At 49.3% G+C, this 26,648-nt stretch carries 23 protein-coding genes and 1 pseudogene; 9 read left to right on the top strand and 15 right to left on the bottom strand.

All coding sequences use genetic code 11. The features are described from left to right. Positions 1-11: 11 nt before the first annotated feature. Positions 12-1,199: a bifunctional alpha/beta hydrolase/OsmC family protein gene (locus CpATCC19410_RS08205; RefSeq protein WP_013241854.1), complete on the bottom strand. Its 1,188-nt coding sequence runs from the start codon at positions 1,197-1,199 to the stop codon at positions 12-14. A 507-nt stretch (positions 1,200-1,706) separates the two neighbouring features. Between CpATCC19410_RS08205 and secA2 the strand changes: the two genes are divergently transcribed. The 5 genes from secA2 (at position 1,707) to CpATCC19410_RS08180 (ending at position 6,795) form a co-directional block, all read left to right on the top strand. Next, the gene (gene secA2, locus CpATCC19410_RS08200) at positions 1,707-4,004 is read left to right on the top strand and encodes an accessory Sec system translocase SecA2 (protein WP_013241855.1); all 2,298 of its coding nucleotides are present in this window, start codon (positions 1,707-1,709) and stop codon (positions 4,002-4,004) included. A gap of 175 nt (positions 4,005-4,179) precedes the next feature. Further along, complete coding sequence (gene odhI, locus CpATCC19410_RS08195; RefSeq protein ID WP_013241856.1) at positions 4,180-4,611, top strand: oxoglutarate dehydrogenase inhibitor Odhl; 432 nt, start codon at positions 4,180-4,182, stop codon at positions 4,609-4,611. 114 nt (positions 4,612-4,725) lie between these two features. Further along, positions 4,726-5,478 carry a transcriptional regulator FtsR gene (gene ftsR / locus CpATCC19410_RS08190; protein WP_013241857.1) on the top strand — a complete coding sequence of 251 codons (753 nt, stop codon included), beginning with the start codon at positions 4,726-4,728 and terminating at the stop codon, positions 5,476-5,478. 20 nt (positions 5,479-5,498) lie between these two features. Continuing rightward, positions 5,499-6,107, top strand: coding sequence for a bifunctional nuclease family protein (locus CpATCC19410_RS08185; protein WP_013241858.1), 609 nt, complete (start codon positions 5,499-5,501; stop codon positions 6,105-6,107). A gap of 124 nt (positions 6,108-6,231) precedes the next feature. Beyond that, a complete protein-coding gene (locus CpATCC19410_RS08180) occupies positions 6,232-6,795 on the top strand; it encodes a MerR family transcriptional regulator (protein ID WP_014300680.1) in 564 nt (187 codons plus the stop codon). A 128-nt stretch (positions 6,796-6,923) separates the two neighbouring features. Here CpATCC19410_RS08180 and CpATCC19410_RS08175 read toward each other — a convergent pair whose 3' ends face one another. The 6 genes and pseudogenes from CpATCC19410_RS08175 to gnd form a co-directional block, all read right to left on the bottom strand. Beyond that, positions 6,924-8,354: a vWA domain-containing protein gene (locus CpATCC19410_RS08175; protein ID WP_013241861.1), complete on the bottom strand. Its 1,431-nt coding sequence runs from the start codon at positions 8,352-8,354 to the stop codon at positions 6,924-6,926. Between the two features lie 37 nt (positions 8,355-8,391). Beyond that, a pseudogene (locus CpATCC19410_RS08170) lies at positions 8,392-9,281 on the bottom strand (hypothetical protein). 2 nt (positions 9,282-9,283) lie between these two features. After that, positions 9,284-10,336: a hemolysin family protein gene (locus tag CpATCC19410_RS08165; RefSeq protein ID WP_013241863.1), complete on the bottom strand. Its 1,053-nt coding sequence runs from the start codon at positions 10,334-10,336 to the stop codon at positions 9,284-9,286. Then, complete coding sequence (locus tag CpATCC19410_RS08160; protein ID WP_013241864.1) at positions 10,333-11,736, bottom strand: hemolysin family protein; 1,404 nt, start codon at positions 11,734-11,736, stop codon at positions 10,333-10,335. Before CpATCC19410_RS08160 ends, CpATCC19410_RS08165 begins: the two co-directional genes overlap by 4 nt. Before the next feature lie 15 nt (positions 11,737-11,751). Then, positions 11,752-13,104 (bottom strand): DEAD/DEAH box helicase, encoded by a 1,353-nt coding sequence (locus CpATCC19410_RS08155; RefSeq protein WP_014300682.1) that lies wholly within the window; start codon positions 13,102-13,104, stop codon positions 11,752-11,754. A gap of 123 nt (positions 13,105-13,227) precedes the next feature. Continuing rightward, on the bottom strand, positions 13,228-14,685 hold the full coding sequence (gene gnd / locus CpATCC19410_RS08150) for an NADP-dependent phosphogluconate dehydrogenase (RefSeq protein WP_014522824.1): 1,458 nt from the start codon (positions 14,683-14,685) through the stop codon (positions 13,228-13,230). 164 nt (positions 14,686-14,849) lie between these two features. Between gnd and CpATCC19410_RS08145 the strand changes: the two genes are divergently transcribed. Then, positions 14,850-15,350: a PaaI family thioesterase gene (locus CpATCC19410_RS08145; RefSeq protein WP_013241867.1), complete on the top strand. Its 501-nt coding sequence runs from the start codon at positions 14,850-14,852 to the stop codon at positions 15,348-15,350. 75 nt (positions 15,351-15,425) lie between these two features. On the opposite strand, the gene CpATCC19410_RS08140 is transcribed toward CpATCC19410_RS08145, so the two are convergent. Beyond that, positions 15,426-16,496 (bottom strand): magnesium and cobalt transport protein CorA, encoded by a 1,071-nt coding sequence (locus tag CpATCC19410_RS08140; RefSeq protein ID WP_013241868.1) that lies wholly within the window; start codon positions 16,494-16,496, stop codon positions 15,426-15,428. A gap of 59 nt (positions 16,497-16,555) precedes the next feature. Here CpATCC19410_RS08140 and CpATCC19410_RS08135 point away from each other — a divergent pair, with 59 nt between their 5' ends. Beyond that, positions 16,556-17,143 carry a class I SAM-dependent DNA methyltransferase gene (locus CpATCC19410_RS08135; RefSeq protein WP_013241869.1) on the top strand — a complete coding sequence of 196 codons (588 nt, stop codon included), beginning with the start codon at positions 16,556-16,558 and terminating at the stop codon, positions 17,141-17,143. A gap of 140 nt (positions 17,144-17,283) precedes the next feature. Here CpATCC19410_RS08135 and CpATCC19410_RS08130 read toward each other — a convergent pair whose 3' ends face one another. Then, on the bottom strand, positions 17,284-18,642 hold the full coding sequence (locus CpATCC19410_RS08130) for an NAD(P)/FAD-dependent oxidoreductase (RefSeq protein ID WP_013241870.1): 1,359 nt from the start codon (positions 18,640-18,642) through the stop codon (positions 17,284-17,286). Between the two features lie 170 nt (positions 18,643-18,812). On the opposite strand from CpATCC19410_RS08130, the gene CpATCC19410_RS08125 reads away from it, so the two are divergent. Next, the gene (locus CpATCC19410_RS08125) at positions 18,813-20,120 is read left to right on the top strand and encodes an SAM-dependent methyltransferase (protein ID WP_014300685.1); all 1,308 of its coding nucleotides are present in this window, start codon (positions 18,813-18,815) and stop codon (positions 20,118-20,120) included. Positions 20,121-20,202: 82 nt separating this feature from the next. Here CpATCC19410_RS08125 and CpATCC19410_RS08120 read toward each other — a convergent pair whose 3' ends face one another. From CpATCC19410_RS08120 to CpATCC19410_RS08100, 4 genes are all read right to left on the bottom strand, one after another. Then, a complete protein-coding gene (locus CpATCC19410_RS08120) occupies positions 20,203-21,588 on the bottom strand; it encodes an MFS transporter (RefSeq protein WP_014401170.1) in 1,386 nt (461 codons plus the stop codon). 647 nt (positions 21,589-22,235) lie between these two features. Next, positions 22,236-22,436: a hypothetical protein gene (locus tag CpATCC19410_RS08110; RefSeq protein ID WP_014522406.1), complete on the bottom strand. Its 201-nt coding sequence runs from the start codon at positions 22,434-22,436 to the stop codon at positions 22,236-22,238. Positions 22,437-22,450: 14 nt separating this feature from the next. Next, positions 22,451-23,143, bottom strand: a complete 693-nt coding sequence (locus CpATCC19410_RS08105; RefSeq protein WP_014522407.1) for a YceI family protein — start codon at positions 23,141-23,143, stop codon at positions 22,451-22,453. 19 nt (positions 23,144-23,162) lie between these two features. Continuing rightward, positions 23,163-23,489, bottom strand: a complete 327-nt coding sequence (locus CpATCC19410_RS08100) for a hypothetical protein (RefSeq protein WP_014401172.1) — start codon at positions 23,487-23,489, stop codon at positions 23,163-23,165. A gap of 184 nt (positions 23,490-23,673) precedes the next feature. On the opposite strand from CpATCC19410_RS08100, the gene CpATCC19410_RS08095 reads away from it, so the two are divergent. Next, entirely contained in the window at positions 23,674-24,066 is a 393-nt protein-coding gene (locus tag CpATCC19410_RS08095; RefSeq protein WP_013241874.1) for an RNA polymerase-binding protein RbpA, read from the top strand. A gap of 85 nt (positions 24,067-24,151) precedes the next feature. On the opposite strand, the gene CpATCC19410_RS08090 is transcribed toward CpATCC19410_RS08095, so the two are convergent. Both CpATCC19410_RS08090 and lnt read right to left on the bottom strand, forming a co-directional pair. Continuing rightward, on the bottom strand, positions 24,152-24,949 hold the full coding sequence (locus tag CpATCC19410_RS08090; protein WP_013241875.1) for a polyprenol monophosphomannose synthase: 798 nt from the start codon (positions 24,947-24,949) through the stop codon (positions 24,152-24,154). Between the two features lie 33 nt (positions 24,950-24,982). After that, positions 24,983-26,539, bottom strand: a complete 1,557-nt coding sequence (gene lnt, locus CpATCC19410_RS08085) for an apolipoprotein N-acyltransferase (RefSeq protein ID WP_041481574.1) — start codon at positions 26,537-26,539, stop codon at positions 24,983-24,985. Positions 26,540-26,648 lie beyond the last annotated feature (109 nt).

The following is a 26,648-nucleotide window of genomic DNA, read 5'->3' as shown; positions in this document are numbered from 1 at the left end:
GCTACCCTATGTTAAACAGAAGATGTGTCGATGACGATATCTTTGCTGAGCAATGCTTCAACCTCGTTCTTTTTAGCTGCGGCGAGCAAGATAGTCCGTTCTTCTCCCGATAGCTCTCCTATGAGCTCGATTTTTCGATGAAGCTGGGCATCGTCGTTGGCAGTAAGTATTTTTTCTACCGTAACGTTGACATTCTTTAGGGAGGAAATGCGCTTTTCTTTAGCTACGCTCCTTATCGCCTGTGAGGATGCTGCAGCTAGCGCAGAGGCAATGAGGGCCATGGGCGTGTAGCCGAGATTCTTCCCGCCTTGTGACTTTTCTCTGTCTGTGGTGAAACTATGCATGCCGGTTTGTACATGATCTGTGAAAGTGCCGGCTGGGATGGAGCGGGCGATAGCTGCACTTTCGGGGATCTTGTAGGCGTTTTCGGGGGTGTTCTCGGTAGTTAGATGTTGTGCAGCCCATGTGCGGATAATGCGTGCAGCTTGCTGTGCTGCCCCTTGCTTTGTAACCAAATGATCTACTTTGTGGAGCGCGACCAATGACTTTGGGTAACGGGTTGTGCGGAAGATGAGCTGGGCGTTATCCACTCCGACTGTCGTGTCGGTGGGGGAATGAAGAATCAGTAGGGGTTTACGCAATCGGGGAAGATAGGCCTCGGGATTAGTTTCTGCAAGGTCTTCGAGGAATTCTCGTGAAATAGTGATGTCACGTCCGCCGAGCAATAAGGTAACTGCTCCAGTTTCGTCGACTTCGCTAATCCTGTTGGCGAAGTGCAGAACTGCATGGGCGGGGTCAAAGGGGGCTCCGATTGTTGCAACCGCTTTAATGCTGGGCATATCGGTTGCTGCTTTTAGGGAAGCGGCACCTCCGAGTGAATGTCCTATGAGCAGTTGTGGAGCGGTGTAATTGTCTTTTAGCCACTGCGCTGCAGCGCGAATATCTTCCACATTTTCGCTGAAGCAAGTCTCGGCAAAGTTGCCTTCTGACTGGCCTAATCCGGGAAAATCAAAACGGAGGCAAGCGATGCCAAGGTCTGCCAGCGTCTTAGATACTCGCGCGGCCGCTGGGGTGAATCGGGATCCTGTAAAGCAGTGTGCGAAAAGCGCGAAGGCGGCAGGTGGCGCATCTGGAAAATCGATGGTCCCCGCCATCTGATATCCCTTGCTGGAAGGTACCTTCACGCTTACAGAATGCATTCCATACTCCTTTGTCGGATATGACTTTATAGGGCATCCCTTTGGGGCTCTCTAGCCTTGGGTGTGGGGGTTGTAAAGGCTGCCATATCCTATATGGAGGCATAAGAAAGCATCCCTGAGGGTAAGGGACGATGTTTATCAGCATATCTGGAAAGCTCTGAAATATGGTGACGGTTTGTTGATCTGTCTCCTAATTCAAAAGGGAGTCCACTGTGATGTGTGGATCACGTACGGCTAAATTTGGGTCGATGCTCACTCGTTGGGAACCGCAAGGGGGCGGGAACTTTAATTCCTTTAAATAATATAAGTATATGCTAAGTCTTGGTGGGTCTTTGATCGGTTTGCTTTGCTTACGTTGCTCCAAACGATGAACTTGATGATTGTTTAGGGCACTTGATAGTCCTTTTATGGTCCGACTGCGCCGTGATGGGGTAGAACTGAACAAGGAAATACTGCTCAAAGACACCGCGAAATGCATTGTGTGGGCAACGAGAAGGGACAACTACTGTGGCAGGCTTTGACTGGTTTTGGAAAGCAATGGGCGGGAAAGCTAGCCGGAACCAAGCTAAGAGCCTGGGGATCGTAAGGCAAGCTCAAGCACAGATAGCAACGCTTGAGTCTTTGGATGATGTGCAGCTACGAGAACTCGCTGTGCAGCTTGCGGAGTCGGGTCAGATAAAAGACCAACCCAAGTTTTTAGCGGTACTCAGTCTTGCTTCTTCTCGCACGTTGGGTCTTACGCCTTTCCCTGTTCAATTGCAGGCCGTTCTCCGGCTCTTGGATGGAGACGTGATTCAGATGGCTACTGGTGAAGGGAAGACACTCGTTGGCGCGATGGCTGCTACAGGGTATGCGCTCATGGGCAAGTCGGTCCACGTGATCACTGTTAATGATTATCTTGCGGAGAGAGACGCATCGTGGATGGCGCCGCTGGTTAGCTTTTTTGGCGTAACCGTGTCCTCGGTTACGGAATCGAAGACTGCAGGGGAGCGTCGTCAGGCTTATGCCTGCAATATTGTCTACGGTCCTGTTAATGAGATCGGTTTTGATGTTTTGCGGGATCAACTTATTACAAACCGTAAAGATGCTGTTCAACATGGGGCAGATGTAGCCATTGTTGATGAAGCCGATTCGGTTTTGGTCGATGAGGCGCTAGTTCCGCTCGTTCTAGCAGGAAACGAGCCAGGGTCTGCACCTGGGGGGAGAGTGACCGAAATTGTACGACGCCTTAAGGAAAGCGAGCATTACACGCTTGACGACGATCGTCGTAACGCTTTTCTCACCGAAGACGGTGCAGCTCTCGTGGAACAGTCATTGGGGATTAATAGCCTTTACGACGATCAACACGTAGGAACAACATTAGTGCAGGTTAACCTTGCTCTTCATGCTAAAGCACTACTTACAAGGGACGTTCACTACATTGTCCGGGAGGGAAAAGTTGCATTGATCGACGCCTCCAAGGGGCGTATAGCGGAATTACAGCGTTGGCCTGATGGCGTTCAGGCGGCTGTGGAAGCAAAGGAAGGGCTAGCGGTCACTGAAGGCGGGAGAATTCTCGACACAATGACTTTGCAAGCGCTGATGGGCCGGTATCCATTGGTCTGCGGAATGACAGGTACCGCGGTTGCTGCAACAGACCAATTGCGGCAATTCTACGGTTTAAGAGTATCGGTGATAGAGCCAAACGTGCCGTCACAGCGTTTTGACGAGGCCGATCGGGTATATGCCACGATTGAAGAAAAATTTAATGCTCTTGTACAGGAAATCTCTGCGATTCATGCGACGGGACAGCCGGTGTTGGTGGGGACTCAAGATGTTTCGGAGTCGGAGACGCTAGCGAATGCTCTGTGTGAGCTAGACATTGAGGTAAGCGTTCTCAATGCTAAAAATGACGCTGAAGAGGCACGTATTATCGCAGAGGCAGGTGACATTGGGCGAGTTACTGTTTCAACTCAAATGGCGGGGCGCGGCACTGACATCAAACTCGGTGGGGCACAAGAGATAGATCGCGCTGAGGTGGCTGATAAAGGCGGTTTGGCCGTAATTGGAACAAGTCGACACAGAACCTCGCGTCTTGACGACCAACTGCGTGGCCGCGCGGGCCGCCAAGGAGATCCAGGACTTTCCTTATTCTTTGTCTCTTTGGAGGATGACGTAGTTGCTGTTGGCGGGGCCGGGGAAGAGGTTAAAGCTAGACCTGAGCCAGATGGTCGGATTGATTCTAAGCGCATTAATGATTTTATTTCGCATTGCCAACGCGTAACTGAAGGGCAACTGCTAGAAATTCATTCTCAGACATGGAAGTACAATAAGTTGCTTGCTGATCAACGCGTGATCGTGGACGAGCGGCGAAATGATCTGTTGGATACTGATAAAGCGTGGGAAGAGCTGTCCCATGCAAACCCTGGGCGCGCGCAAACATTAATACAGGAAGAAATTGATATGGATGTGTTGGAGCAAGCGGCCAGAGATATCATGTTGTACCACCTTGATCGGTGCTGGAGTGAACATTTAGCGATAATGGATGACGTGCGGGAGTCAATTCACTTGCGAGCAATTGCACGGGAAACTCCCATCGACGAATACCACAGGATCGCGGTACGAGAATTCAGGCAATTAGCTCAGCGGGCCGTTGATGACGCCGTGAAAACATTTGCAAGCGTCACTATTGACGCAGACGGCGCTCATTTGGAGGAACATGGTCTGGGTCGTCCCTCCGCTACATGGACTTACATGGTCAGCGACAACCCCTTATCCGGTAATGGGAACTCAGTGTTGCGGGGGATAGGCAGTATTTTCCGGTAAATTGTTAATGTCTAGTGAATTTATCCCACAGCTGAAGGATATCTAAGAAGCCGCTGGTGTTATCTCTTTGTTATCAGTAGCGCTTCTTCATCAGTAGTTCTCTAGGGCTATGATGTAAACCATTGACTGAAAGTTCGAATTTTATTCGAAGCTCGTTTGACTCGGAGGTTGAATAATGAGTGACAATAGCGCTGCTCCTGACGTGCAAGTAGAAACCACGTCGGTTTTCCGTGCAGATCTGCTCAAGGAAATGGAGTCCGGTGCGAATGCGGCGCCGAACCCTGGTAGCGATGTCACCCCGCCTTCCGGCTCAGGGATGCTTGTGGTTAAGCGCGGGCCAAATGCTGGCGCCCGGTTCCTTTTGGATCGCGAAACCATAACGGCAGGGCGTCACCCGGAAAGCGACATTTTCCTTGATGATGTCACGGTGTCGCGTCGACATGCTGAATTCCGCTTGCAGGATGGCTCCTTTGAGGTCGTTGACGTAGGAAGCCTCAATGGAACTTACGTTAATCGTGAGCCTAAAAATTCGGAAGTTTTGTCTTCCGGTGATGAGATTCAGATTGGTAAATTCCGGCTTGTCTTCATTGAAGGCTCCAAAGGCTAGGAAAGTCTGCAACTGTTCCTAGCCCAATGCTTGTGAGCTTTTATGCTCGTAACGTAATCTATTTAAAAGTTGCTTTCCGTTAGTACACCCACCACACCGAGAAACGAAGCATAGATGAGTGCACTTCCTCAGAGCTCTGGTTCCCAATCTGCCGTTCCAGGGCAACAGCGCCCCCGAACCGGCAATAAGACCATGTCTATTGGAGTGGTCCTGGAGAAACTGACGGCAGAGTTTCCCGATGTAACTGTTTCCAAGATTCGCTTTTTAGAGGCAGAGGGGCTCATCGCACCACAACGGACTGCGTCAGGATATCGGCGTTTTACTCATGATGATGTAGAGCGACTTCGGTATATCTTGGTCACCCAACGTGACAATTATCTCCCTCTTAAGGTAATTCGCGAGCAACTGGAAGCTATGGACTCCGGGGCGCTGACTCCAATAAGCCGTGGCGGAGACACAAAACCAATTGTCAGCCCGGAAAATTTCCGGGCTCCGATGGTGACCCGACTAAGCGATAAAGATGTTGTTGAGCGCAGCGGTGCAGACTCATCTTTGTTGCAAGAATTGAGTTCGGCGGGAATTATCAGCCCTGATAGCTCCGGATTCTTTACTGCAGATGATGTGCAGATTGTGGCTATTGCTTCCCAATTAAAAGAGTTTGGGTTTGATGTCCGCCATCTCAAATCATTGAAAAATACTGCTAGCCGTCAAGCGGACTTTATTACGCGCGCGGCTACCCCTACCGCTCGTTCTAAAAGCGATGGGGCTAGGCAACGTGCAGAAGAGATGTCGCAGCAGATGAGTGCGCTTGTTGTTTCGCTCAATGCGACACTCGTAAAGACCATGGTCCGCAGTGAGCTTGGCTAGTAACAACGGTTTTTAACATAATGTCTTTTTGCGAGATGGAGTATTACTCCGTTCATGTTTTATCCCCGGACAATGACCCGTGCATCATTCTGCGCTGGCCTGAGCGCAACAGGATCCTTCCTGTATGGATTGAAGAAACTGAGGCCTTTGCTATTGCTGCGCGAGATGAGGATGAACAGTTTGGTGCTCGGCGTCCTTTGACCCATGATCTGTTAGTCCACGCGCTCTCTCGTATCGGTAGTCCGGTTGTAGAACTAAGGATTGTGAGTTATCACGAAGGCGTATTTCTTTGTTCTCTTGTGTTATCTGATGGGGAAGAGATCGATTGTCGCCCTTCTGACGGGATCATAGTCGCGCGTATGCTGGGAATTCCCGTGATGGCAGAGGAATCCATGCTTAATCAGGTAAGCGTCTTTGTTAATGAAACCGATCTTGAGGCATATCTGGGGATCACAGTAGAAAATGGAGAAGAAGAATTATCTCCCTCTGCCTCTGGCAATCCCGAGGCAGACGCCGACTTCTTACGTCTTATGGCGGATCTTGGGGTGGTAGAGGACGAGCTTTTTAGGGAATCCCCTTCCGATACTCTGGATGAGAATATGAATGATTCTCAAGACCAGGAGAAATAAGTCTCAACTTCAACTTGAGGTTTAACTTTTGGGCGTGTCGCGAGTTTTCTCCTTGACGTTGTTCTACCCTTAGCTAAGAATAGAAAGTAAAGCTCAACGCGAAAGCCAGGAATCGCAGGGGAGAATGATCGTGACTGAAGAGACCGCAAGAAATAGTACTCCGGTACAGGAGGCTCTTTTTGATATGGGGCCGGATGAGGAAGTTGGCTACCGAGTTCCTATTGCTTGCCAGGTCGCAGGTATTACATACCGCCAGCTCGATTATTGGGCGCGTACCAAACTCGTAGAACCGACAATTCGTACTGCGCGAGGATCTGGCTCACAACGTCTTTATTCCTTTAAAGACATCCTAGTTTTAAAAATTGTAAAGCGACTGCTCGATACAGGTATTTCTCTGCAGAATATCCGTCTTGCCGTAGATAAACTACGTAATCGTGGCGTTGATGATCTAGCAGAGATCACATTGGTCTCTGACGGGACTACGGTGTACGAGTGCCGCTCCAATGAGGAGGTCATTGATCTTCTGGGTGGGGGACAAGGTGTCTTTGGCATTGCTGTTCCCGGAATCGTTCGTGAACTCACCGGAACAATCTCGGCGTTCCCGTCAGAGAAAATCAGTGATCTTATGGATGACAATGTGGTCGGCGTTGATGAGCTTGCTGCACGTCGGAGAAGGAAGACCTCCTAAACCACAAGCCGTTTAAAATAAAGGGATCCCTTCTTTATACGCGTGCGGGAGCTACTTTTGACGATTAATGACCATTAACCGATCCGCAGAAACCCAAGCCACAGAAACCCAAGTGGCTCGGGAAAGTTTTATAGCTGAGACGCCTTATCAATTGCTGCTTTAATCTGCAGCGGATCCTCTACGACTTGAGCAGAGCCTCCGCTTGCTTGTGCAGCTTGTGCGAGTTCTTGATCTACTGGAGCTGCTCCGACATGTACCACGTTGATGCGTAGTTGGCTGTTCTTAGGAATATCAGCAAGCGAAACCGACGAATCCTCGGTGCCGCTGGTAACAATAACAAGGTTAACAGCGTGGCCTTCTTGAACACGCGCATTGGCTACCGATAATGCCGCCACAGTCGCTTCATGCGTGAGTGGATGCCCACCTACACCAAATTCCTGAATAACTCGAGAAATAGTTTCGGCCGATTCAGCGGTACCAAAACCGATATTGTCACGCCAACCATGCGTTGCACCGTGACTTAGCGGGGAGGAATAGTTCCAGAGCGCCAGGTTTTTCCCTAGGCTTTCTAGCTTTGTCGAGGCCTGAATAATCGCTTGCGCAGCGTGTGACTGCCAAGAACCACCGTCGGGGGTCGCTTTACCCATATTTAATGAGGTGTCCAGCAAAAATAAGGTGTCGGCTGGTTGCGCGGGAGGTGAGGATTCTGGTTTATCGGTGCCTTCTGAAGTTTGCGTTTGCAGAGTGGCGAGTACTTCAGCTGCAGTCACAGATTCCGGAGAAGACTTGTCTTCTGGCTTTATATCTGCAGCATTATTCGCTATAGCAGCACCAAAATCTGCACCTGCCCGGATAATGTCTTCCGGCACAGCATCCGTAGCGTTCAGTGCGACGGCGCGTAGCGGCTTAGTAAGACCTTCTGCGGCAACAAAAGAATAACCAGAAGGAAGATTGGACTCCGCGATTGCAATCGTTTCTGATTGCTGGTTTACGGCTTCTTCTATAGTTAGCTTAAGAGAAGCATCGAGCGCGGTTTTGGTGGCATCAACATTATTTTTGTGAAGCTTCGCAGCAACAAGAGCACTGGCCACTGCATCCGACTTTACCGGATACGCAACGTTAGTCGCAGCATCAAATGATGCTAGTCCAGTTTTGCTAGCTACTCCCACCTTGTCCGTGGCAACTGTAGGCCATTCAAGGGTTGCCGGAGAGCGCGAAGCTTTTTTCAATTCTTGATTTATTGTGTTATCAGACTCACTACTGAGATAGACACCAGCTACCTTGATGTCTTGGTTAAGCTTTGCGACGACACAATGATCACGGACAGTACGGCCTGCTTTATTGTATGCGTCAATAACCTTTTGTGCACCATCTTTGTCGCTGGATGCAATCGGAAGAACGAGCTCACCTTGAATGCAATTTTTTGCTGTAGAAGTGGAAGAATTCTTGGTACTAAGCCACCACAGAACACCAGATATGAGGACGATAATCACAACGACAAGCCCAATGAGGCTCTTGGACACCGCGTAATTATTTTTGCCATTGGAGTGCTTTGCCACGGATTCCTCCACCTTTCGAGGTTGCTATCACAGCGCGCTATCCAGTTAGTGTAGCGTTCCGAGTCTCTCTAATGATGGCGACAAGCCGGTCCCTTAAAGGAACTGCTCGTTGTGATAATTTGCGTTGCCGCGCTACATATTCAGCTTTTCCCTCGGCTGTCTCAATAGGAACCACTCCCAATCCATAATCCCTGCAGTCATATGGCGAGGCTTCCATGTCTAAAATTCGCGCGTCCCATGCAAGCTCAAACGTATCAAGCCACAACTCGCCGGGTACTAAGGGGCCTAGTTTTGTTGCCCACTTATACAAGTCCATAGCGGCATGAACACAAGCACGCTGATCAAAACGCGGCTGATCTTCCCGGGACAAAACGGCAAAGTTAAGCGGTTTCGCTGGCGGCGTGAAAAAACGGAAAGCGTCGAAATGGGTACATTTGATAGCGCTGTTCTCAACTACCTTATTAGTTTCTCTAGGCCCCAGGCGTAGCGGAAGATCGTGGCGAGGCTGCTTTTCCTGGTAAACCATGGCCCATTCATGAAGCCCAAAACAGTCAAAATGTACTGGGTTGTTGTTGGTGGAGACTAATAAATCCTCTATATAAGACATGGCTCGGCTGCTGCGGGCCCAAAAAGAATGAACGTCTACCGATGTTGTCTGGTGTGTCGTTGCGTAATCTTTCCACTGAGCTTGGGGAGGCAGACGATCTTTTTCATGGATTAGGTGGACACCAAAACCTGGATGCCAGCGCTCTAGATGAGCTATGCGCACAGGAGATAGTATTCAAAAAGAAAGTCGAATACAGGATGCTTAGCGCCAGTCTTTCTCCGTAAGAGGTGATCGTCAGTATAACTGCGTGCGCGCTCACGATGCGTGGTGCTTCGTGCTTGCCATTCGTCGGGGGTTAGTTCCATATGATGCTGAGTCATCATCATCCCTGCTCGTGAGTCCAGTCGGAGAATGTCCCTACGTATTCCTCGATAAGATCTTCTAGGGTGATTACGCCCAGCAGTAATCCTCGATCGCGGACTTGCGCCATGTGGGCTGATTTTTTATGCATTAGTTGGAGAGCTTCATCCATCGTGCCAGTAGCAGCGACGATAGTTAGTGGTCTAATTTCTGAGCGATGGATGATGTGGTCTGGAGTATCGGTATCAAAACGGTCCAAAATATCTTTGACATGGACGTAACCGATATACGAGCCATCTTTACCCATTACCGGAAAGCGAGAAAAACCAGTCTCTGCGACGGCTTGTTCAAGGTCACTCAGCTTAGGACCACGGGTACCAAAGTCAAGAGTTCTTACCCTGGATAGTGGAATAAGAGCTTCTTTTATAGAGCGATCCTCCACTCTGAGTGCGTTATTAAGACGGGCATGCTCTTCCGCATCCAGAAAGCCTTCGGAGCGTGATTCAGAAATCATCGTGGCTAATTGATTTGGATCGACGGTGGAATCAAGCTCGTCTTTTTGTTCAATGCCGAACGCCTTTAACGTGATTCGAGCAGACCAGTTCATCAAAACTAAGAATGGTCGAGTTAACTTGCAAAAGACAATAAGCGTGGGGACAAGCCACAATGCAAGTGTTTCGGGGCCTGCTAGTGAAATATTTTTAGGGACCATCTCGCCGAAGAGAATGTGGAGGAACGTAATAATACCTAAGGCGATGACAAAAGAGGTGGGATGCAAAAGGTGCGCAGATAACCCTAGAGAAGCAAAAGGTCCTTCGATAAAACGGGCGATAGCTGGTTCAGCCACTTTACCCAGGATCAAGGAACAAATCGTGATACCAAATTGGCAAGCAGCCAACATGATGGAGAGATGCTCGGTGGCGTATAACACCCGTTTTGCCCCGGGTCGTCCTTGTGAAATGAGGTTTTCGATGCGGTCTTTCCGTGAAGAGATCAAAGCGAACTCAGCCGCGACAAAATAAGCGTTTGCTAACAATAAAACAACTATTAATACGATAGCTGTGAGGAGGTTCATGAGTTATCCTCCTCGGTTGAACTAATAAAACGAGTGGCTTCCTCGTCCGTAATAGGGGAGAGAATAACTCTATCTACTCGTCTATCTTCCATGACAGTTACTTTGGCTACCCATCGCCCCTTATATCCGGACTCAAACTCTGCAAGCAGCGGGTTATCACTCTCAGGTACAAGAATCTCATCATTAACTTTTGGTATGCGTCCCAGAACGCACATGACTAGGCCTCCGAGCGTTTCATAGGGACCTTCGGGAGCGAAATAGCCGACTTTTTCAGCGAGTTCATCAAGTCTAACTAACCCAGATACCTCCCAACTGGAACCAAAACGCTGGAAATCTCGCTCAGATTCTGCATCGTCGTGTTCGTCGTAAACTTCTCCCAAAATTTCTTCAACCACGTCTTCGATAGTGATCAATCCTGCGGTACCACCGTACTCATCGGCAACCAAAATAATCTGTGAACCTGCAGATCTAACAGCATTAAGTACAGAATCGCCGTCGAGACTAGCCGGAACTATGGGAACCGGACGAGCCAATGAGTGCAAAAGAACGGAGTGGCGCTGTTCCTTTGGAACAGAAAAAGCGTCTTTAAAGTGAACAACACCAATTGTGTCATCGAGATCACCTCGGATAACGGGGAAACGCGAATGGCCAGTTTCAATAGCAAGATTGATTAAATCAATAACTGTAGAATCTTCGCTGAGAGTCTCTACCGTAGACCGAGGCGTCATGAGTTCCTCTGCGGTGGTCTCACCAAACTTTAAAGATCGGTCTAAAACAAGAGCAGTATTTTCATCTATATCGCCTGTTTCCGCAGAGCTACGAACTAATGCAGTTAATTCTTGGGTGGACCGGGCTGTTGCCAGCTCATCCGCTGGCTCGATGCCGAGTTTACGTACTGTCCAGTTCGCTGACTTATTTAAGGTATTGATAAAACCTTTAAATACGGTATTGAAAGCATTGACGGGGCCAACAACATGGCGTGCTGTGCCAAGCGGATTGGTAATCGCAATATTTTTGGGGACTAACTCACCAAAAACCATGGACAGCAGAGTTGCAATGACAAGCGCCAAGATTAAGGCGACTGCAGTACTTGCAGTATGCGGCAGCCCGAAGAATGCCAAAAGAGGTGTAAGAAACTTGGCTAGAACAGGCTCTGCTAGGTAGCCCGTGGCAAGTGTAGTGATCGTAATACCAAGCTGTGCCCCAGAAAGAACGAAGGAGAGGTTTTGATAGTCGCGCTGAACTGCCAGTGACTTCTTATCCCCGCGTTCGCGTACGTCGTTTTCAATCGTTGAGCGTTCGAGACCAGTGAGCGCGAACTCGACAGCAACGAATAAGCCGGTGCTTGTTGTTAGGAGCACGAAGCCAAAAAGTGAAAGGATGCTTATCAATATGTCCATTGTTAGATGAGGGGATTAGCTACGCCCACCGCGTTGTCCATCTTTCTTATTTTTTCCTCTAAAACTCGCAGCGCTACCACGAGACTTAGACGCGGTACGTTGCCGTTGAGGCTTTCTACGACGCGTTGCGCTGTTTTTTGTTGATTGTGACTTCTTTTGTCGTTGTTGTGGCTGCGCCGCACCGAACGGGGGTAAAGGTTCTCCCGTAATTTTTTGCGCCCCGGTGATGTGGACTAGCTCTGGGGAATTTGCTGATACTTCCAGAGACTCTGCGTTCACACCAGCTTTATGCAGTAGGGTATCTACTTCTTGTATCTGTTCTTCCATAACAAGGGTAACTACTGTCCCCGAAGAACCCGCCCTGGCTGTGCGTCCTGCACGGTGTAGGTAGGCTTTGTGCTCTGCTGGAGGATCGACGTGAACAACGAGGTCAACGTCTCCGATATCTATTCCTCGAGCTGCTATATCAGTAGCCACTAGAACTGGTACCGACCCATCTGAAAAGCCTGTGATGGCATTTGTACGGGTATTCTGGTCTTTATCACCGTGAATACCGACAGCGTTAATACCGATGCGCCGTAGTTTTTTCACTTGACGATCCACACCATGCTTGGTTCTCATAAACATGATCGTTTTTCCGATACGCCCCGCAATACGCAGGACGACGTCATTCCGGGAGTCCCGATCGCCCACATGCAAACGGTAATGCGTCATGGTGTCCACGGCGGCTGCTACCTCCGCAGTGGAATGCGTTACGGGGTCATGCATGAAACGCTCGACAAGCTTATTAACGTCACCGTCTAGGGTCGCGGAAAAAAGTAGGCGCTGAGCATCGCGGGGAGTAAGTTCAAGGAGTTTAAGAACTTGTGGAAGAAACCCCATGTCTGCCATCTGATCAGCTTCGTCGAGAGTAGTGATCAGGACTTTATCAAGGAAGAGTTTTTTATTGTTCACAAGATCTTGTGCGCGTCCTGGTGTCGCCACGAGAATGTCGACAGGGGCTGCAAATGCCGTTATATGGCGGTTAATGCTGACACCGCCAACAACATCGAGAATTCTGAGACCCAAAGCAGCAGCGGGTTCGTCGAGACGCTCACGTACTTGAGCTGCCAATTCTCTTGTGGGCACCAGAATCAAACCACGAGGATGCCCCGGAAGCGAGGCCCCAGTCTTAGCTAGTGCTGCGATCATAGGAAGACCAAAGGTGAAGGTTTTCCCCGAACCCGTTGGGCCGCGCCCAAGGACATCTCGCCCTTTGAGAGCATCTGGGATGGCAGCCTCTTGGATAGGAAACGGTGCGGTTATTCCTTGGCGATTGAGCACATGGACAATGGACACCGGTAATCCGAGGTCGGAGAATGAAGTCATTGTATTGAGTCTAGCCTGCTACGGGGATTTAGCTGATTTTAGAACAAAAGCACCCGTCCTGTGTTGTCTAGTATGACGTAGGAACAGGTGCTTTTTGCTCATGTAAAAGTAGTGTAAATAGCTTTAAGACGTTTCAATCTCGCTACGGTCTCCGGACCACTGCGTATGGAACGTGCCTTCTTTATCCACTCGTTTATATGTGTGGGCGCCGAAGAAATCGCGCTGTCCCTGAATGAGTGCCGCAGGTAAACGTTCTGCACGAAGCGAATCGTAGTAGGAAAGTGAAGAAGTAAAAACTGGGACGGGAAGACCTAGCTGAGTGGCAGCGACAACCACTCGACGCCAGGAATCTACAAGACCACCAAGCTCAGCTTTGAAATAGGGATCTAGAAGAAGCGACGGCAGAGACGAGTCTGCGTCGTAAGCCTCACGGATACGATTGAGGAATTTTGCTCGAATAATGCATCCGCCGCGCCAAATTGTAGCTAAGTCTCGAGGGTCTACAGACCAATCGTGCTCTTCGGAGCCGGCCTGGATCTCATCAAATCCCTGGGCATATGCAACAAGCTTAGATGCGTACAGCGCACGACGAACATCCTCTACAAATGTCTCTTTGTCTGTGTCTAGCTTGTCTAGGGTAAGAAGCGTTCCGGAAGGGAGGCTTCCAATAGTTGCAGCGCGCTGCTTGGCTGCTCCAGAGAGGGCACGAGCGAAAACGGCTTCTCCGATACCTGTTACCGGGATTCCTAAGTCGAGCGCTGCCTTTACAGTCCAGCGGCCCGTTCCTTTCTGTCCGGCAGCATCGACGATAACATCGATAAGTGGTTGACCAGTTTCTGCATCAACCTGGGATAGCACCTCAGCGGTAATCTCAATGAGATACGAGTCAAGGTCGCCCTTATTCCAAGTCTTGAAAATCTCAGCGATTTCCGCAGGTTCCATACCAGCTGCATAGCGCAGTAACTGATAAGCCTCGCCAATGACCTGCATGTCAGCGTATTCGATTCCATTATGAACCATCTTGACAAAGTGCCCTGCGCCATCTGGACCGATGTGAGTTACGCAAGGAGTTCCATCGACGACGGCAGAGATGGATTCTAAGAGAGGACCTAGTGCATCCCACGACTCTGCTGGACCTCCTGGCATGATGGATGGGCCATTAAGAGCACCTTCTTCGCCGCCTGAGATTCCTGCGCCTACAAAGTTGAGACCGCGTGCGGCAATTTCTTTTTCTCGACGGATTGTGTCCGTGTACAAGGAATTACCACCGTCGATAATGATATCGCCTGGTTCCATAGCGTCTGCCAGTTGGTTGATTACAGCATCAGTAGCAGCACCTGCCTGAACCATGATGATTGCCCGGCGCGGTTTCTCCAACGAAGCAACGAATTCCTCAATTGTCTCTGAAGGAATGAAATTTCCTTCAGAGCCGTGTTCCTGCATCAACGTGTGGGTTTTTGCAGCGCTGCGGTTATAGACAGCTACGGTGTGTCCTTTATGTGCAAAATTACGAGCGAGGTTTGATCCCATCACCGCAAGTCCGACAACTCCGATTTGTGCCAAGTTGGATTGATCAGTCATAACTCCAGAGGATACCCCTCGGGCGATAAAAGGACACAACAGTGTCATGTAACAGGCGCATAATGCGCCTGTTTGCGTTGTTTTGTGATGGATCTCTATCGCATTTCTGTCCGATCGGACAATAAAACCTGCGGAGACTGTATGAATCGGTTACATTAGGGCGTATGGGCAACGGAACAAAAATGTTGGAAATGCTCAAGGATCTCAATCAGTGTGGTTTGAGCATTGAGCAGCTTGATCAGTTTAATTCTCTCAGCGAAGGTTTTAGTAAAACACTTGGACTACGTTTTACAGAGATAACACCGCAGTCGGTAAAAGCAGAGCTGCCGGTTAGCGATGCTCACCTTCAGGTCTCTGGAATGGTAAATGGCGGTGTGCATTCATCGCTAGCGGAAACCGTTGGGTCGGTAGCTGGCATTATCGCCGCTAATGGGAAGCTCGTTGTCGGGGCTAATTGTACGACGGATTTTTTGGGAACGGTTAGCGCAGGGGTTATCGACGTAGAAGCGAAGGTGATCCATCCAGGTCGCACTAGCCAACTTATAGGAATCGATCTGTATCACCGACACAAGCTCGTGGCGCGGGCGACTCTTCGCACAATCGTTATCACACCCCAACCTGAAGCACCCAAGAAAGACAAGTTCAATATCAGTGCAACGCAGTGATAGCCCTTGATATATAGGCATACGACGTGACGGCCGGAAGATGTTGGAGAATGCGATGTCGGATTAGCAGGTTGCTTACTTATCTAGCCATCGCATCTTCTTAAAGTACCACCATAGCCACATCACAATACCTACCATCACGGCGATGACTATGTAGTAGCCGTACTGAGAACCTAGTTCGGGCATGTGTCCAAAATTCATCCCATAAACACCAGCGATAAGCGTGGGGACAGCTGCCATGCCCACATAAGCAGAGATGGCGCGCATGTCGGAATTTTGTTGGAGAGTAATCTTGGCCACGCCTGCGTCGATAAGCGCAGAGAGGCGCTCATCAAAACTGGTCACCTGGTCTTTAACTACCATGATGTGATCTAGGACGTCGCGTAAGTATGATCGAAGCTGCTTATTAATTATGTCTTTATTAGCTCCGATCATCAGGCGAAATGCTGGATCCAAAGGGTCAACAGAATGCCGCATTTCAAGGATTTCCCTCTTCAGCATATAAATCTGTTCGATGTTAAAAGTACTACCTGGAGTAAAGACTTCTTCCAGCTCGTCCACATCTTGGCTAAGCTCGCCGACAATACGGATGTAGTTATCTACTAAATGATCTGACCACGCCCAAGCGATACCCATCGGCCCATAGGCGTTAACCTCCTCAGGTGTATCGAGCCGAGCGTCGAGGAGAGGAAGTTTCGTTTTATGCCGAATGGTGATAATGAAATCGCTGCTGACGAGCATCTGTACCTCGCCGGTGTTAATGATATCGGAGGCGTCATCTACGGTCTCATGATCCCGGTAGACAACGGATCGAACCACGATGAAAAGCTGATCATCATAACGCTCAACCTTTGGGCGTTGATGCGCTGCAACAGCGTCTTCAACGATCAACTCATGGATTCCAAAGTCATCAGCGAGCTGGAGCATATGCGACTGGGTAGGTTCTTCGAGGGAAAGCCATACAAATGCATGATGGCCGTTTTTATTGAGCTCTTTTACCCTCTGAAGAGCCTCATTATGCGTCAACGTGTCTGATTGCAGGCTTCCATCAACATATATCCGGCAGTGATCAGTTATTTCTTCCACCGGCATTGTGGATCGGTGTGGTGGAAACTGATGCACTTTACGTGGCCTTATCGTAGGCACCTAGAGACTCCTTAAAACTTATGGTCTTTGTGCTTATTCACATGTTTTAACTTATTTACATGCCAACCTGGAAAGACATGATTGCACGTAACCCTGAACATTCCCGCAACTACGCGGCTAGATGGGATAACTTAGCCGCCGCCGGAAACGATATCCTAGGTGAAGCTCGGCTTATCGACGCCATGGCGCAACGGAAAGCTCGTATTCTAGATGCTGGCTGTGGCCAGGGAAGAATTGGTGGATATCTTTCCGAACGTGGGCATACAGTAGTTGGTGTAGATATCGACGACTACCTTATCAGCCAAGCACGTTTAAATTACCCGCAAGCTGAATGGCATGTCATTGACTTAGGTTGCGAGACTGTTCCTGAAAATGAATTTGACCTCGTAGTTTGTGCTGGAAACGTACTGACTTTTATCTCTCCAGAGAAACGCGTGGATGCTCTGAAAAATATCTATGATGCAACAGCCGTGGGTGGTAGATGCGTCTTTGGCTTTGGCGCAGGACGTGGGTACATTTTCCCACATTTTTTTGAAGACCTTAACACTGCCGGTTTTAGTATTGACGCTAACTTTGAATCATGGGATCTGCGTCCTATATCGGAAGACTCAACATTCTTGGTCTCCATTGTGAGTAAAAGACCTTAATGCCTAAAGCACGAAAACCATTTTTACGGTGATGTTTTCGGGGGGGGCAGGAGTTTGCAGTAATGCAAGGTAGCGAAGGCCCCTTGTCACATGTATATCTATGTAGCAAGGGGCTTAAAGCTTACCCAGGAATTCGATTACTAGTTTTTTGTTTCTAGGTTTTTATCCTGTTCAGCAAGTGCGCCACGTGCGTGTAGCTGTTGGCGAGTAGTCGCTAAGTTCCAGCGCTTGCGTGACAGTGCATTGATTCCCCATGAGAACGCTGCAGTAGCGCGGTTGCGGAAGCCGACGAGGAACATGAGGTGGACGCAGAGCCACATGGCCCACCCGATAAAGCCCGTGACCTCAACTTTTCCGAGTTTTACCACGGCATTAAACCGGGAGACAGTAGCCATGGAGCCTTTATCGTAATATTCAAAAGGTTCACGCTCGTCGGCACTGCGTCCCTCAACCTCGGCCGCGATCTGTTCTGCAACATACGCGCCGCCCTGGATAGCGGTTTGTGCAACACCAGGAAGATTATTCAAGGACATCATGTCACCAATGACAAAAACATTTTTATCGCTGCCTACGGAGAGATCCGGATTAACGGGAACGCGTCCGGCACGATCAACTTCTACTTCAAGCTGGTCGGCAAGAACTTTGCCCAGGGGAGAAGCTGCGACTCCCGCAGACCAAATCTTGCAGAAAGAATTGATGGTGTGAGTGGAGTTATCCGTCGTGGATTTGTAGGTGACTGAATCCTCATCAAGATCGGTAACGATTGCATTGAGTTTGACTGTTACACCAATCTTTTCGAGTTCACGCTGGGCATTACGTCCGAGTCGCTTACCAAAAGGCGGCAAAATCTGAGGTGCGCCGTCGATGAGGATGATCTTTGCGTTGGCCGGGTTGAAACGGGTGTATTCGCCTGCCAAAGTACGGTGAGCCATCTCAGCAAGCTGACCTGCTAGTTCAACGCCTGTAGGACCTGCGCCGACAATCACAAATGTGAGGAGACGATCTCTCTCCACCGGATCGTCGCAAATTTCTGCTCGCTCAAACGCCCCGAGAATACGCGCGCGTAGTTCAAGGGCATCGTCGATTGTCTTCATACCTGGGGCATGCTGCGCAAAGTGGTCATTACCAAAATAGGATTGTCCTGCGCCGGCAGCCACGATTAGGGAATCGTATTCGATGGTTTTGGAATACTCGCCAAGTGAGGCAGATACCGTCTTCGCCGAGGTATTAATGTCGGTGACTTCGGCTTTGACAACATTGACGTTGTCCTGCTTGAGCAGGACCTGACGTGTCTGCGGGGCAATTTCACCCGAGGAAAGGATGCCGGTTGCTACTTGGTACAGCAGTGGCTGGAAAAGATGGTGGTTTGTCCGATCGATCAAAGTGATATCGACGTCAGCATCCTTGAGATTCTGAACCGCGAATAGACCACCGAAGCCGGAGCCAATCACGACGACGTGATGGCGGCCGCCTTCAGGGCGAAATGGGTTGTCAGACATTGAAACTGTCTCCTCGACTAAAAGTGAAAAAAGTCATTCGCTAGTGTGATTTTCGCCCGCTTTGAGCGACTTTCTTTATGGTAGTCCTACTTTGCTAGTAATTCATCATCTGTTACGAGCCTCGCGAGTCTGCACTCAGAAAGGATTTGCTCACACTAAGCTGGATCCTTGTGAAAGGACATTCAGGCTCACGTGATCATCTTGTGCGTATCGACGCCGAAATGTGGCCAAACATAGCCGCTGTGCCTGAGGGCTTCCGGGTTAAAATGAAGGCTCGTAAAGCAGAATCGGAGTTTGCTGCCGCCTGTTTTAAGGCCGGTTTGCGTCTGGACGGGGAGGACTCAGATCTCGTTGTTGTAGAGGAGACCTTATTTCGTCGAATAGCTGCGGCCGGATGGCTTGGCCTCGCTGAAGGATATATGGCGGAGGAATGGAAGTCTGAGCGTCTAGTTGATGTATTGGTAAAGCTTTTTGCTGTGGGATACAACCCGAAGACTTCTCACGCACCGTTAGGTGGCGAATACCAGGGTAAAGAAATTCCTCCACAACTGATCAGACTGTTTTCGGGGGACGGAATGAGCGTTCATGGGACGGTCTTTTCTTCAGGAGTTCCCATTACAGAGAGAACTTCTGTGAGAAGTTTTGTCAGAGGTGCAGGAAAATCCAATGAACCGGCAAGTCACTTTGTGGACGTTACCACGGTGAGTGATCCCACTGTGGTGGAGAAAGCTGACCTGGGGGATGGGCAGCTGCGGGCGACGACGATGCTTCTTGACTCAGCCCATGTACATGCAGGAACCCATCTCCTTGATTTTCCAAGCTCGGGACCTGCCTTAGCAATTAACGCAGCGCATCGACGTGCAACTGTTGATGTTTTGACCGCGGATCGTGAACATTCTCAGGACATGAAGTATGTATTGGATCTTGCAAAGGTCGAAGGCAGTGTTCATGTGGAATTGATTGATACTGCAATGCCAGAAGCTGCTGCATGGCCTATGAGCTATGACGTGATTACCAATATGGAAAAGCTTGAGCTTATGGGGCCTCGGATGCGCAGACGTTATATGCAAGCGCTTGATCGTCTGCTTATTTCAGGTGGTTATTTTGCGGCGCAATCCGTAGTACTGACTGGCCATATGCCGGATGTAGCTAAAAGTGCTCTCAATGTGTGCAAAGCATACATCTGGCCTGCTTTAGATCTAATGACGATGGAGAACGTGCATAAGCTTTTTGATATTGCCTCAGGATTGAGAATAATTGCGGAAACGCACGTTGGAGGCCATTATCAGGAAGGCCTACGGCTGCAGCGTGCAACTTTTGAAGGCCTTTTAAGAGAAGCTGCAGCGGATGGTTTTGATCCTGTATACCGGCGGCTATGGGTATTTCAATTGGCTATCCGAGAAGCCTTATTTCGCGTTGGAGCATTGGACGCTGTTCAGATTACGGCGACAACACGGAATCGTAGGCGTCGTACATAAGCTATAAGTAACACACGCGTCCATGCCGTGACCTTGAATTCTAGTTATCGCCATGGACGCGTGTGTTTACTCGCTAGGAGCTTTAAATCTCAGACATATCGAAATTCCATGTTTCTTTCATGCGGAAAACCGCTACTAGCGTAATAAGCGATACGACGATGAGGTAAATGCCGACTGCTCCCACTCCATAAGAACGAACAAGTGCAGTAGCGATAAAGGGAGCTACTGCAGCGCCTAGGATGGAAGAAACGTTGTAGCTGATTCCTGACCCCGTGTATCGGACATTGGTGGGGAAGAGCTCCGGAAGAACTGCGGACATAGGCCCGAAGATGAGCCCCATGATAAACATTCCGATTGTTAGGAAAATCAAAACGCTGCCCACGGTAGCCGTTGCAGGATCGAGGAAGATCTTAAAAGACAATCCGAAAAGGATCATGACTATTGAGATGCTGATGAGTGATGTTTTTCGACCACGACGATCTGCCATTTGACCTGCCAACGGGATGCCAACGATAAAAGCAGCGATAGAAACGAGTTGGAGTTTGAGGAAGTCAATGTAGGGGATACCAAGGCCAAGCCCAAGGTTTTTGTTACCGATGCCATAAGACAGCACCCAGGTGGTGACTAAGTAGAACAAGGTATAGCAGCTCAGCATGATGAATGTTCCCAAGATCATGGGGCGCCAGGCTGTCTTGAAAGCTTCAGTGATTGGAGTTTTCACTTTCTTGCCGGACTTTACGGCTGCTTTGAAAACTGGGGTTTCTTCAAGAGTTACACGGGCCCAGAGGCCGATGATTACCATGACCGCAGACATAGCGAATGGAATCCGCCAACCCCAAGTCATAAAGGCACCTTCGATGTCACCATTTGTATGCCCCAGAGTAGTCACCAAGAACAGGAAGAAGCCGTTAGCTAGGAGGAAACCAAAAGGCGCCCCCAATTGCGGCCACATTGCAGCCCAGGCGCGCTTGCCTTTTTCTGCTGTTTCAGTTGCTAAAAGGGCGGCGCCTGACCATTCGCCTCCTAGGCCCAAACCCTGGCAAAAACGCATGAGGGCTAAAAGCGCAGGTGCGGCTATGCCTACTTGAGCGTATGTGGGCAGAAACGCAATAAGGAAAGTTGCTATTCCCATCGTAAGCAAAGAACCTACAAGAGTGGCTTTTCTGCCGATACGATCTCCGAAATGGCCGAAAATAATAGAGCCTAATGGGCGAGCTACAAAGGCTAAACCGAAAGTTGCAAAAGAGGCAAGCAAGCCAACGGTTGGGTCTTCATTTTTAGGGAAGAACAGGTGGGGAAACACCGCAACTGCGGCCGTAGCATAGGCGTAAAAATCGTAGAACTCAATGGTGGTTCCTATCAAGGAAGCAGTGATGATTTTACGTCTCATGGCTTTATCTACTTTTGGCCGTGTTATCTCACGGGTATTACGCTCCGCTGTGGCGGAGGTTGTCGATGGACTCATCATCACACTCCTTATACATCGATATCCGTCCCGGTGAGGACGGAACCTCCATCATATTTTCCCATTTTATGAGATGCAAATATCATTCTATGGGATGTGGGGAAATATGGGGTAGGTTATGGCAGGAATGGTTGGCGTGCGGCGCTTCCTTGGTGCGTAAACCTTCATAATGTATGCCGTGAGCTTTTGTCTAGGGATACTGTGATACGCCCTGAAGCGGGGGCCTGAGGGTTTTGTCGATTGGGTTAAGTGGATTCGATGGGCGACTCTAAAATGACATAATGTAAATTATCGGACATTTAGAGAGGGCGTTGTTTGTTAATTTGCGTAAAAGACATACGCATACTGTTTTGTACTCAACCGGTCTCGATTGTTTGCTGATATAGCGCCTCGTTGCAATGTGGCAATATGTGAGCAATATCCACCACTTGGTTTGGGTTTGGTGTAAAGCTAAATGCAAAGCGATAAAAGTCTTTTGCGGCTACAGGGTCTCCCTACAATTTTTGAGAGGCGCACTCGCTTTTACTAAACAAGCCTTGGGAAGCTTGCCTCTACGGGGTTCGTCCCTAACTTGAATGTTGTTGTATGCCTTGAATACTTTTACACCCCCTTATTACGTCACTGTGACGTAATAAGGGGTGTTTCTCTGTCTATTGTTGCTGGTCCGCTGGAATATTTTTCTCTGAATTCCGACGTTCCCGATACGCATAATAAAGTTGTATGAGGGTAATGACGGAAAAGACACCTGCGAAAACTGCTAACCACGGTAGCTTTTCATAGATCATAAAAGCCGCGAAACCTAGAAGGACGATGAAACGTAACCATAGTCCGGGAATCATTCTTGATGCCATGAATAAGTGACTCTCTAGTTCTTTTTAAGGGTAAGTAAGACGTTGATTTCCCCATTTGTATCGATTTTAGCGGCTACGAATTCAGGGGTGTTTACGTCATAATCAAGACGATTAATTGGGATGGTTGAAGAAAGCTTTACGGTGTCTTCATCCCGAACAATCGTAAAATTGGGAGATATTGAATTAGTTTTGCCGTGAATAGTGAGATTGCCCGGAATCGTAATTTCCGTTGTTGTCCCGTCTTCTGGGATGGAAGAAAGATCCGTAGCACCCGTGGTTTCAAAGGTTGCTTCTGGGTAGTTTTCCACCTCAAATATCTTGGCGCGCACGTTGTTGTCTCGTTTATCGTTATCAGTTCGGATATCTGCCATATTAATGGTTACTTTTCCTGAAACGATCTTCTGTTCCTTGACCTCAACCGTTCCGCTTACACTTTGGGTTGATCCAGAAGTAACTCGTTTTTCTGCTGGTAGGACCTCATAAAAAGTGAAACCTGCAGAGCTGATATTTGGAGCTTTGCCGTAGACAACTTCCCACGTTCCATTGATATCTGTTGTAGCGGCCTTTGCAGCGGAGGCATCAAGAGTCTCGGTTTTCACGCCAGGACCATTGATCAGTGGGATAACCGCCATGGCAACGGTAAAGACAGACAAAAGAACAACGATAACTGCAGTGCCAAGTGCAATGAGTTTATGCTTTTTTTCCATGGGTGCGCTGGTTATCCTTCTACCTGAGTTTCTCTATCTGTTTAGCTAATACAACCAGCTCAGAACAAAGTTGTTGCATTTCCATTGGATCAGCACCTTCTGAACTGGCGGTGGCGATGTCTTCTGCAGCGCAGCGAAGCTCAAATAAAGAGTCGCGTAGCTCACTAACCCGCTCAGGTCGTAATACTACTGCGTTTTCTGGCACCGCTGGTCCTATACTCGCAGTTCTTTGCTCGTAGGCTCGCTGCCTGCAAGAATGTGAGCAAAATTTTTTCGGGCGTCCGCGTCCAGGGCTAGCAAATTCTTTACCGCACCATGCGCACGTATTAACCCGTAAATTAGACATCCACTTCAGTGTAAACTACGAGGCCTTAGACGGATGAGCTCATTGGAAAACGCTGATCCCCTATTTAACGGAACCTGGGGAACAAAAACTACCGGTTCATGCGTTATAGTGGAAGACCTTGAGCGTTTTCTCCGAAGTGGAGACTTCGCCGTGCCCCCTTTGATATGGAAAGGACTGATCCCCTATGGCAGATCGTGTTTTGCGCGGCAGCCGCATGGGTGCTGTCAGCTACGAAACCGACAGGGACCATGATCTGGCTCCTCGTCAGATGGTTCGCTATAAGACAGAAACCGGCGAGATCTTTGACGTCCCCTTTGCGCATGACGCAGAAATTCCAGGTACGTGGCTGTGCAAAAATGGCCAGATCGGAACACTCATGGAGGGGGAAGGCGTAGAATCCAAACCGGTCAAGCCACCACGCACGCACTGGGACATGCTACGTGAGCGTCGTTCCATTGAAGAGCTTGATCTGCTTTTAGAAGAGCGTATTGAGCTCCTGCGTAAGCGCCGCCGTAATGCTGCACGGTTGCTGAAGCAACAGCAGGAAGAAGCTGCAGCACAGGCAAATAACCAGTAATTTTTACTAGATATTTAAAAGTGATCCCCCACGTGATGCTCTTATAAGCTACGCGGGGGATCACTTTTATGTGCTTGAAATTAGATCATATGCTTTTCCTGAAAGCGGCGATCTCATGCTTTGCCAGCTTAGAACCTTCACGGTAGATATTGGTTAGCTGCTCTTTTCGGTGGTTTAGCCCCCACTTAGTTACTTCGAGGAGCGAGTCTTTGACAAAGCTACCGTCTAGCTTAGACTCTCCGATTTCACGCTCTGTGAACGTAATTGGTACTTCACGAACATCGAATCCAGCTCGTACCACTCGCCATGCCATATCAACTTGGAAGATATAACCTGCATTGGATAGCTCGTCGAGGTCAATGGTTTCTAAAACCTCGCGTTTGAAGGCTCGGTAGCCTGCAGTCATATCCGAGAGACCAGCGCCGAGGGCAACAGAGATATAGATGTTGCCACCTTTGGACAATACCCAACGGTTTTTAGGCCAGTTCACTACTTTGCCGCCTGGGACGTAACGGGAACCGATAACAAGATCGGCTCCTGCGTCTACCTGCTCAAGCAGCAAGTGCAGTTGCTCAGGTGCATGCGAACCATCTGCATCCATTTCACACAAAACCGTGTAATCGCGCTCAAGGCCCCAGCGGAATCCAGCAACATAGGCGCCACATAGACCGCCTTTACCTTCTCGATGGAAAACCTTGATATGGCTGTCTTTTTCTGCCAATGCATCAGCTGCTTCGCCGGTTCCATCGGGGCTGTTGTCATCGACAATCAGAATGTCCACGTTAGGAGCGGCCTCACGGACACGACCGGTGATGAGGGGAAGATTCTCCAGCTCATTGTAGGTGGGAATGATCACCAGGGTCTTATCGCTGGGCTTGGTCATTGCTTTAAGTGACTCCTTGGTAGGCGGTTAAAATTAGAGCTTAGTTGTTCGCGATTTCAGCTTGCGGCTGGTTCCTCTGCTGATGCTTTTGCTTTGAAAAAACAGCGACCACAAAGCGCACATGGTTCCTATGATAACCAAGGCATACTCAATATAGGTGCCATACCTAGCTGAAAAGGTCAGCGTGTCGTGAAGAGGAAGTGTGTCTTCCAAGGTAGCAGACTGAAATATCTTAGTTTGGGAAATGACGGAGCCATCGGGTTTGATGAGCGCAGAAACCCCGGAAGTTGCTGCTACGACTACTGCCCTATCCAGTTCAATAGCTCGCATGCGGCTCATTGCTAATTGCTGATAGGTCATATCTGTAAAACCGAAGGTTGCGTTGTTAGTAGGTGTCGTAAGTATCTGCGCGCCTGCGGTGACCGCATCCCGTCCGGCCTTATCAAAAGCAACTTCATAACAAGTGGCAATGCCTACAGCTATGTTCTTTCCCGTAGTGGCGGCAGTCATGTGAACAACGCCGTTGCCGTTTCCAGGTTTAAAATCTCCAGCTAGATCTACCAAAGGAGAGAGTTTTCTAAAGAAATCTCTCCAGGGCATGTACTCGCCAAAGGGCTGAAGGTACTTCTTATTGTGGGTCTCCCCTACGCCTGATCGTGGATCAAAAACCACCATGGAATTTCGATGCCCCACGTTATCCTTGGTGATTGTTCCTACAAGGATAGGGGCCTGTGCATGTGCTACTGCTTGGGAAACTAATTGTTTGGCTTGTTGATCGCTAAACGGGCTAACATCGGATGAATTTTCCGGCCAAATTACTAGGTCAGGTTGTTCAGGTATCTTTTCCGTTTCTCTCACGTGGTTAGCTAGCACGGCTCGGCGTTGGGCATTGAAATCGAGTCCTAGCCGTGGAACGTTGCCCTGCACAGCTGCTACTTTCACGGTTCCTTGGTCTTCAGCTTGGCCGTTTGTCAGCGTTGCGACGCCCGCTACTAGTAGAACCGTGACCATTACGGACGCCGCCTGGCGTCGATAGGCAGCATGCGTAACGCATTGCCACAGCGCGGCTCCCACAAGGGCCGTGAGAAGCGATACCAGAGCTGGTCCTCCCCAGGGAGCCGCTCCTGCGAGGGGGCCATCGATCTGTCCCCAGGCAATGCGAACCCATGCGAAACCGCCGAATGGAAAATTAGATCGTGCCCATTCCACTGCAACGAAGACAAAGGGGAACCAGACCCACCCCAAGCGATGCCGAAGAATACGGACTCCTACTATCCCCAGCGGGATGGAATACAAGGACAAGAAAGTCGAGAGCGCAATATAAGGCATTGCTCCCACGAATTCACCTATCCATGGCAATAAGAGTAAGAAAAGCGTGATGGAGTAAATAAAACCCAGGAACGCACCAGTTTTGTTTGAGGGACGGTTTTCTTTCCACGGAGCTAAAGCCCCGCATAAGAGTGCGAGCCCAAGAGGAGCCGCAAAAAACCACCCGAGTGGCGCGTAGGAGGCGTAAACGGCAAGTCCAGCGATAGCTGCGATCGCAGACCTGGCAAGCGTTGATCGCATCGTATGCGAGGACAAAGACATAACATTGCTCACTGATCAAGAAATGGAAAGAATACGTGTTCAGGTTTCAAGGGCAAACAGGTGATCTGCTAAACGCCAAAACCTGAGAAATGTATAAATACTACTGAGT

Source organism: Corynebacterium pseudotuberculosis (assembly GCF_002155265.1).
Classification (GTDB): Bacteria; Actinomycetota; Actinomycetes; order Mycobacteriales; family Mycobacteriaceae; genus Corynebacterium; species Corynebacterium pseudotuberculosis.
This window is presented reverse-complemented; position numbering and strand designations above follow the sequence as displayed.

What these genes read in the sequence shown, in the direction of transcription:
- CpATCC19410_RS08165 (WP_013241863.1), bottom strand. Translation starts at nt 10,336, where the DNA reads ATGAACCTCCTCACAGCTATCGTATTAATAGTTGTTTTATTGTTAGCA.
- CpATCC19410_RS08180 (WP_014300680.1), top strand. Translation starts at nt 6,232, where the DNA reads ATGATCGTGACTGAAGAGACCGCAAGAAATAGTACTCCGGTACAGGAG.
- ftsR (WP_013241857.1), top strand. Translation starts at nt 4,726, where the DNA reads ATGAGTGCACTTCCTCAGAGCTCTGGTTCCCAATCTGCCGTTCCAGGG.
- CpATCC19410_RS08090 (WP_013241875.1), bottom strand. Translation starts at nt 24,949, where the DNA reads ATGACCAAGCCCAGCGATAAGACCCTGGTGATCATTCCCACCTACAAT.
- odhI (WP_013241856.1), top strand. Translation starts at nt 4,180, where the DNA reads ATGAGTGACAATAGCGCTGCTCCTGACGTGCAAGTAGAAACCACGTCG.
- CpATCC19410_RS08185 (WP_013241858.1), top strand. Translation starts at nt 5,499, where the DNA reads ATGTCTTTTTGCGAGATGGAGTATTACTCCGTTCATGTTTTATCCCCG.
- CpATCC19410_RS08155 (WP_014300682.1), bottom strand. Translation starts at nt 13,104, where the DNA reads ATGACTTCATTCTCCGACCTCGGATTACCGGTGTCCATTGTCCATGTG.
- CpATCC19410_RS08135 (WP_013241869.1), top strand. Translation starts at nt 16,556, where the DNA reads ATGCCAACCTGGAAAGACATGATTGCACGTAACCCTGAACATTCCCGC.
- CpATCC19410_RS08105 (WP_014522407.1), bottom strand. Translation starts at nt 23,143, where the DNA reads ATGGAAAAAAAGCATAAACTCATTGCACTTGGCACTGCAGTTATCGTT.
- CpATCC19410_RS08110 (WP_014522406.1), bottom strand. Translation starts at nt 22,436, where the DNA reads ATGGCATCAAGAATGATTCCCGGACTATGGTTACGTTTCATCGTCCTT.
- CpATCC19410_RS08160 (WP_013241864.1), bottom strand. Translation starts at nt 11,736, where the DNA reads ATGGACATATTGATAAGCATCCTTTCACTTTTTGGCTTCGTGCTCCTA.
- CpATCC19410_RS08145 (WP_013241867.1), top strand. Translation starts at nt 14,850, where the DNA reads ATGGGCAACGGAACAAAAATGTTGGAAATGCTCAAGGATCTCAATCAG.
- lnt (WP_041481574.1), bottom strand. Translation starts at nt 26,539, where the DNA reads ATGTCTTTGTCCTCGCATACGATGCGATCAACGCTTGCCAGGTCTGCG.
- CpATCC19410_RS08130 (WP_013241870.1), bottom strand. Translation starts at nt 18,642, where the DNA reads ATGTCTGACAACCCATTTCGCCCTGAAGGCGGCCGCCATCACGTCGTC.
- CpATCC19410_RS08120 (WP_014401170.1), bottom strand. Translation starts at nt 21,588, where the DNA reads ATGATGAGTCCATCGACAACCTCCGCCACAGCGGAGCGTAATACCCGT.
- CpATCC19410_RS08100 (WP_014401172.1), bottom strand. Translation starts at nt 23,489, where the DNA reads ATGTCTAATTTACGGGTTAATACGTGCGCATGGTGCGGTAAAGAATTT.
- CpATCC19410_RS08205 (WP_013241854.1), bottom strand. Translation starts at nt 1,199, where the DNA reads ATGCATTCTGTAAGCGTGAAGGTACCTTCCAGCAAGGGATATCAGATG.
- gnd (WP_014522824.1), bottom strand. Translation starts at nt 14,685, where the DNA reads ATGACTGATCAATCCAACTTGGCACAAATCGGAGTTGTCGGACTTGCG.
- CpATCC19410_RS08095 (WP_013241874.1), top strand. Translation starts at nt 23,674, where the DNA reads ATGGCAGATCGTGTTTTGCGCGGCAGCCGCATGGGTGCTGTCAGCTAC.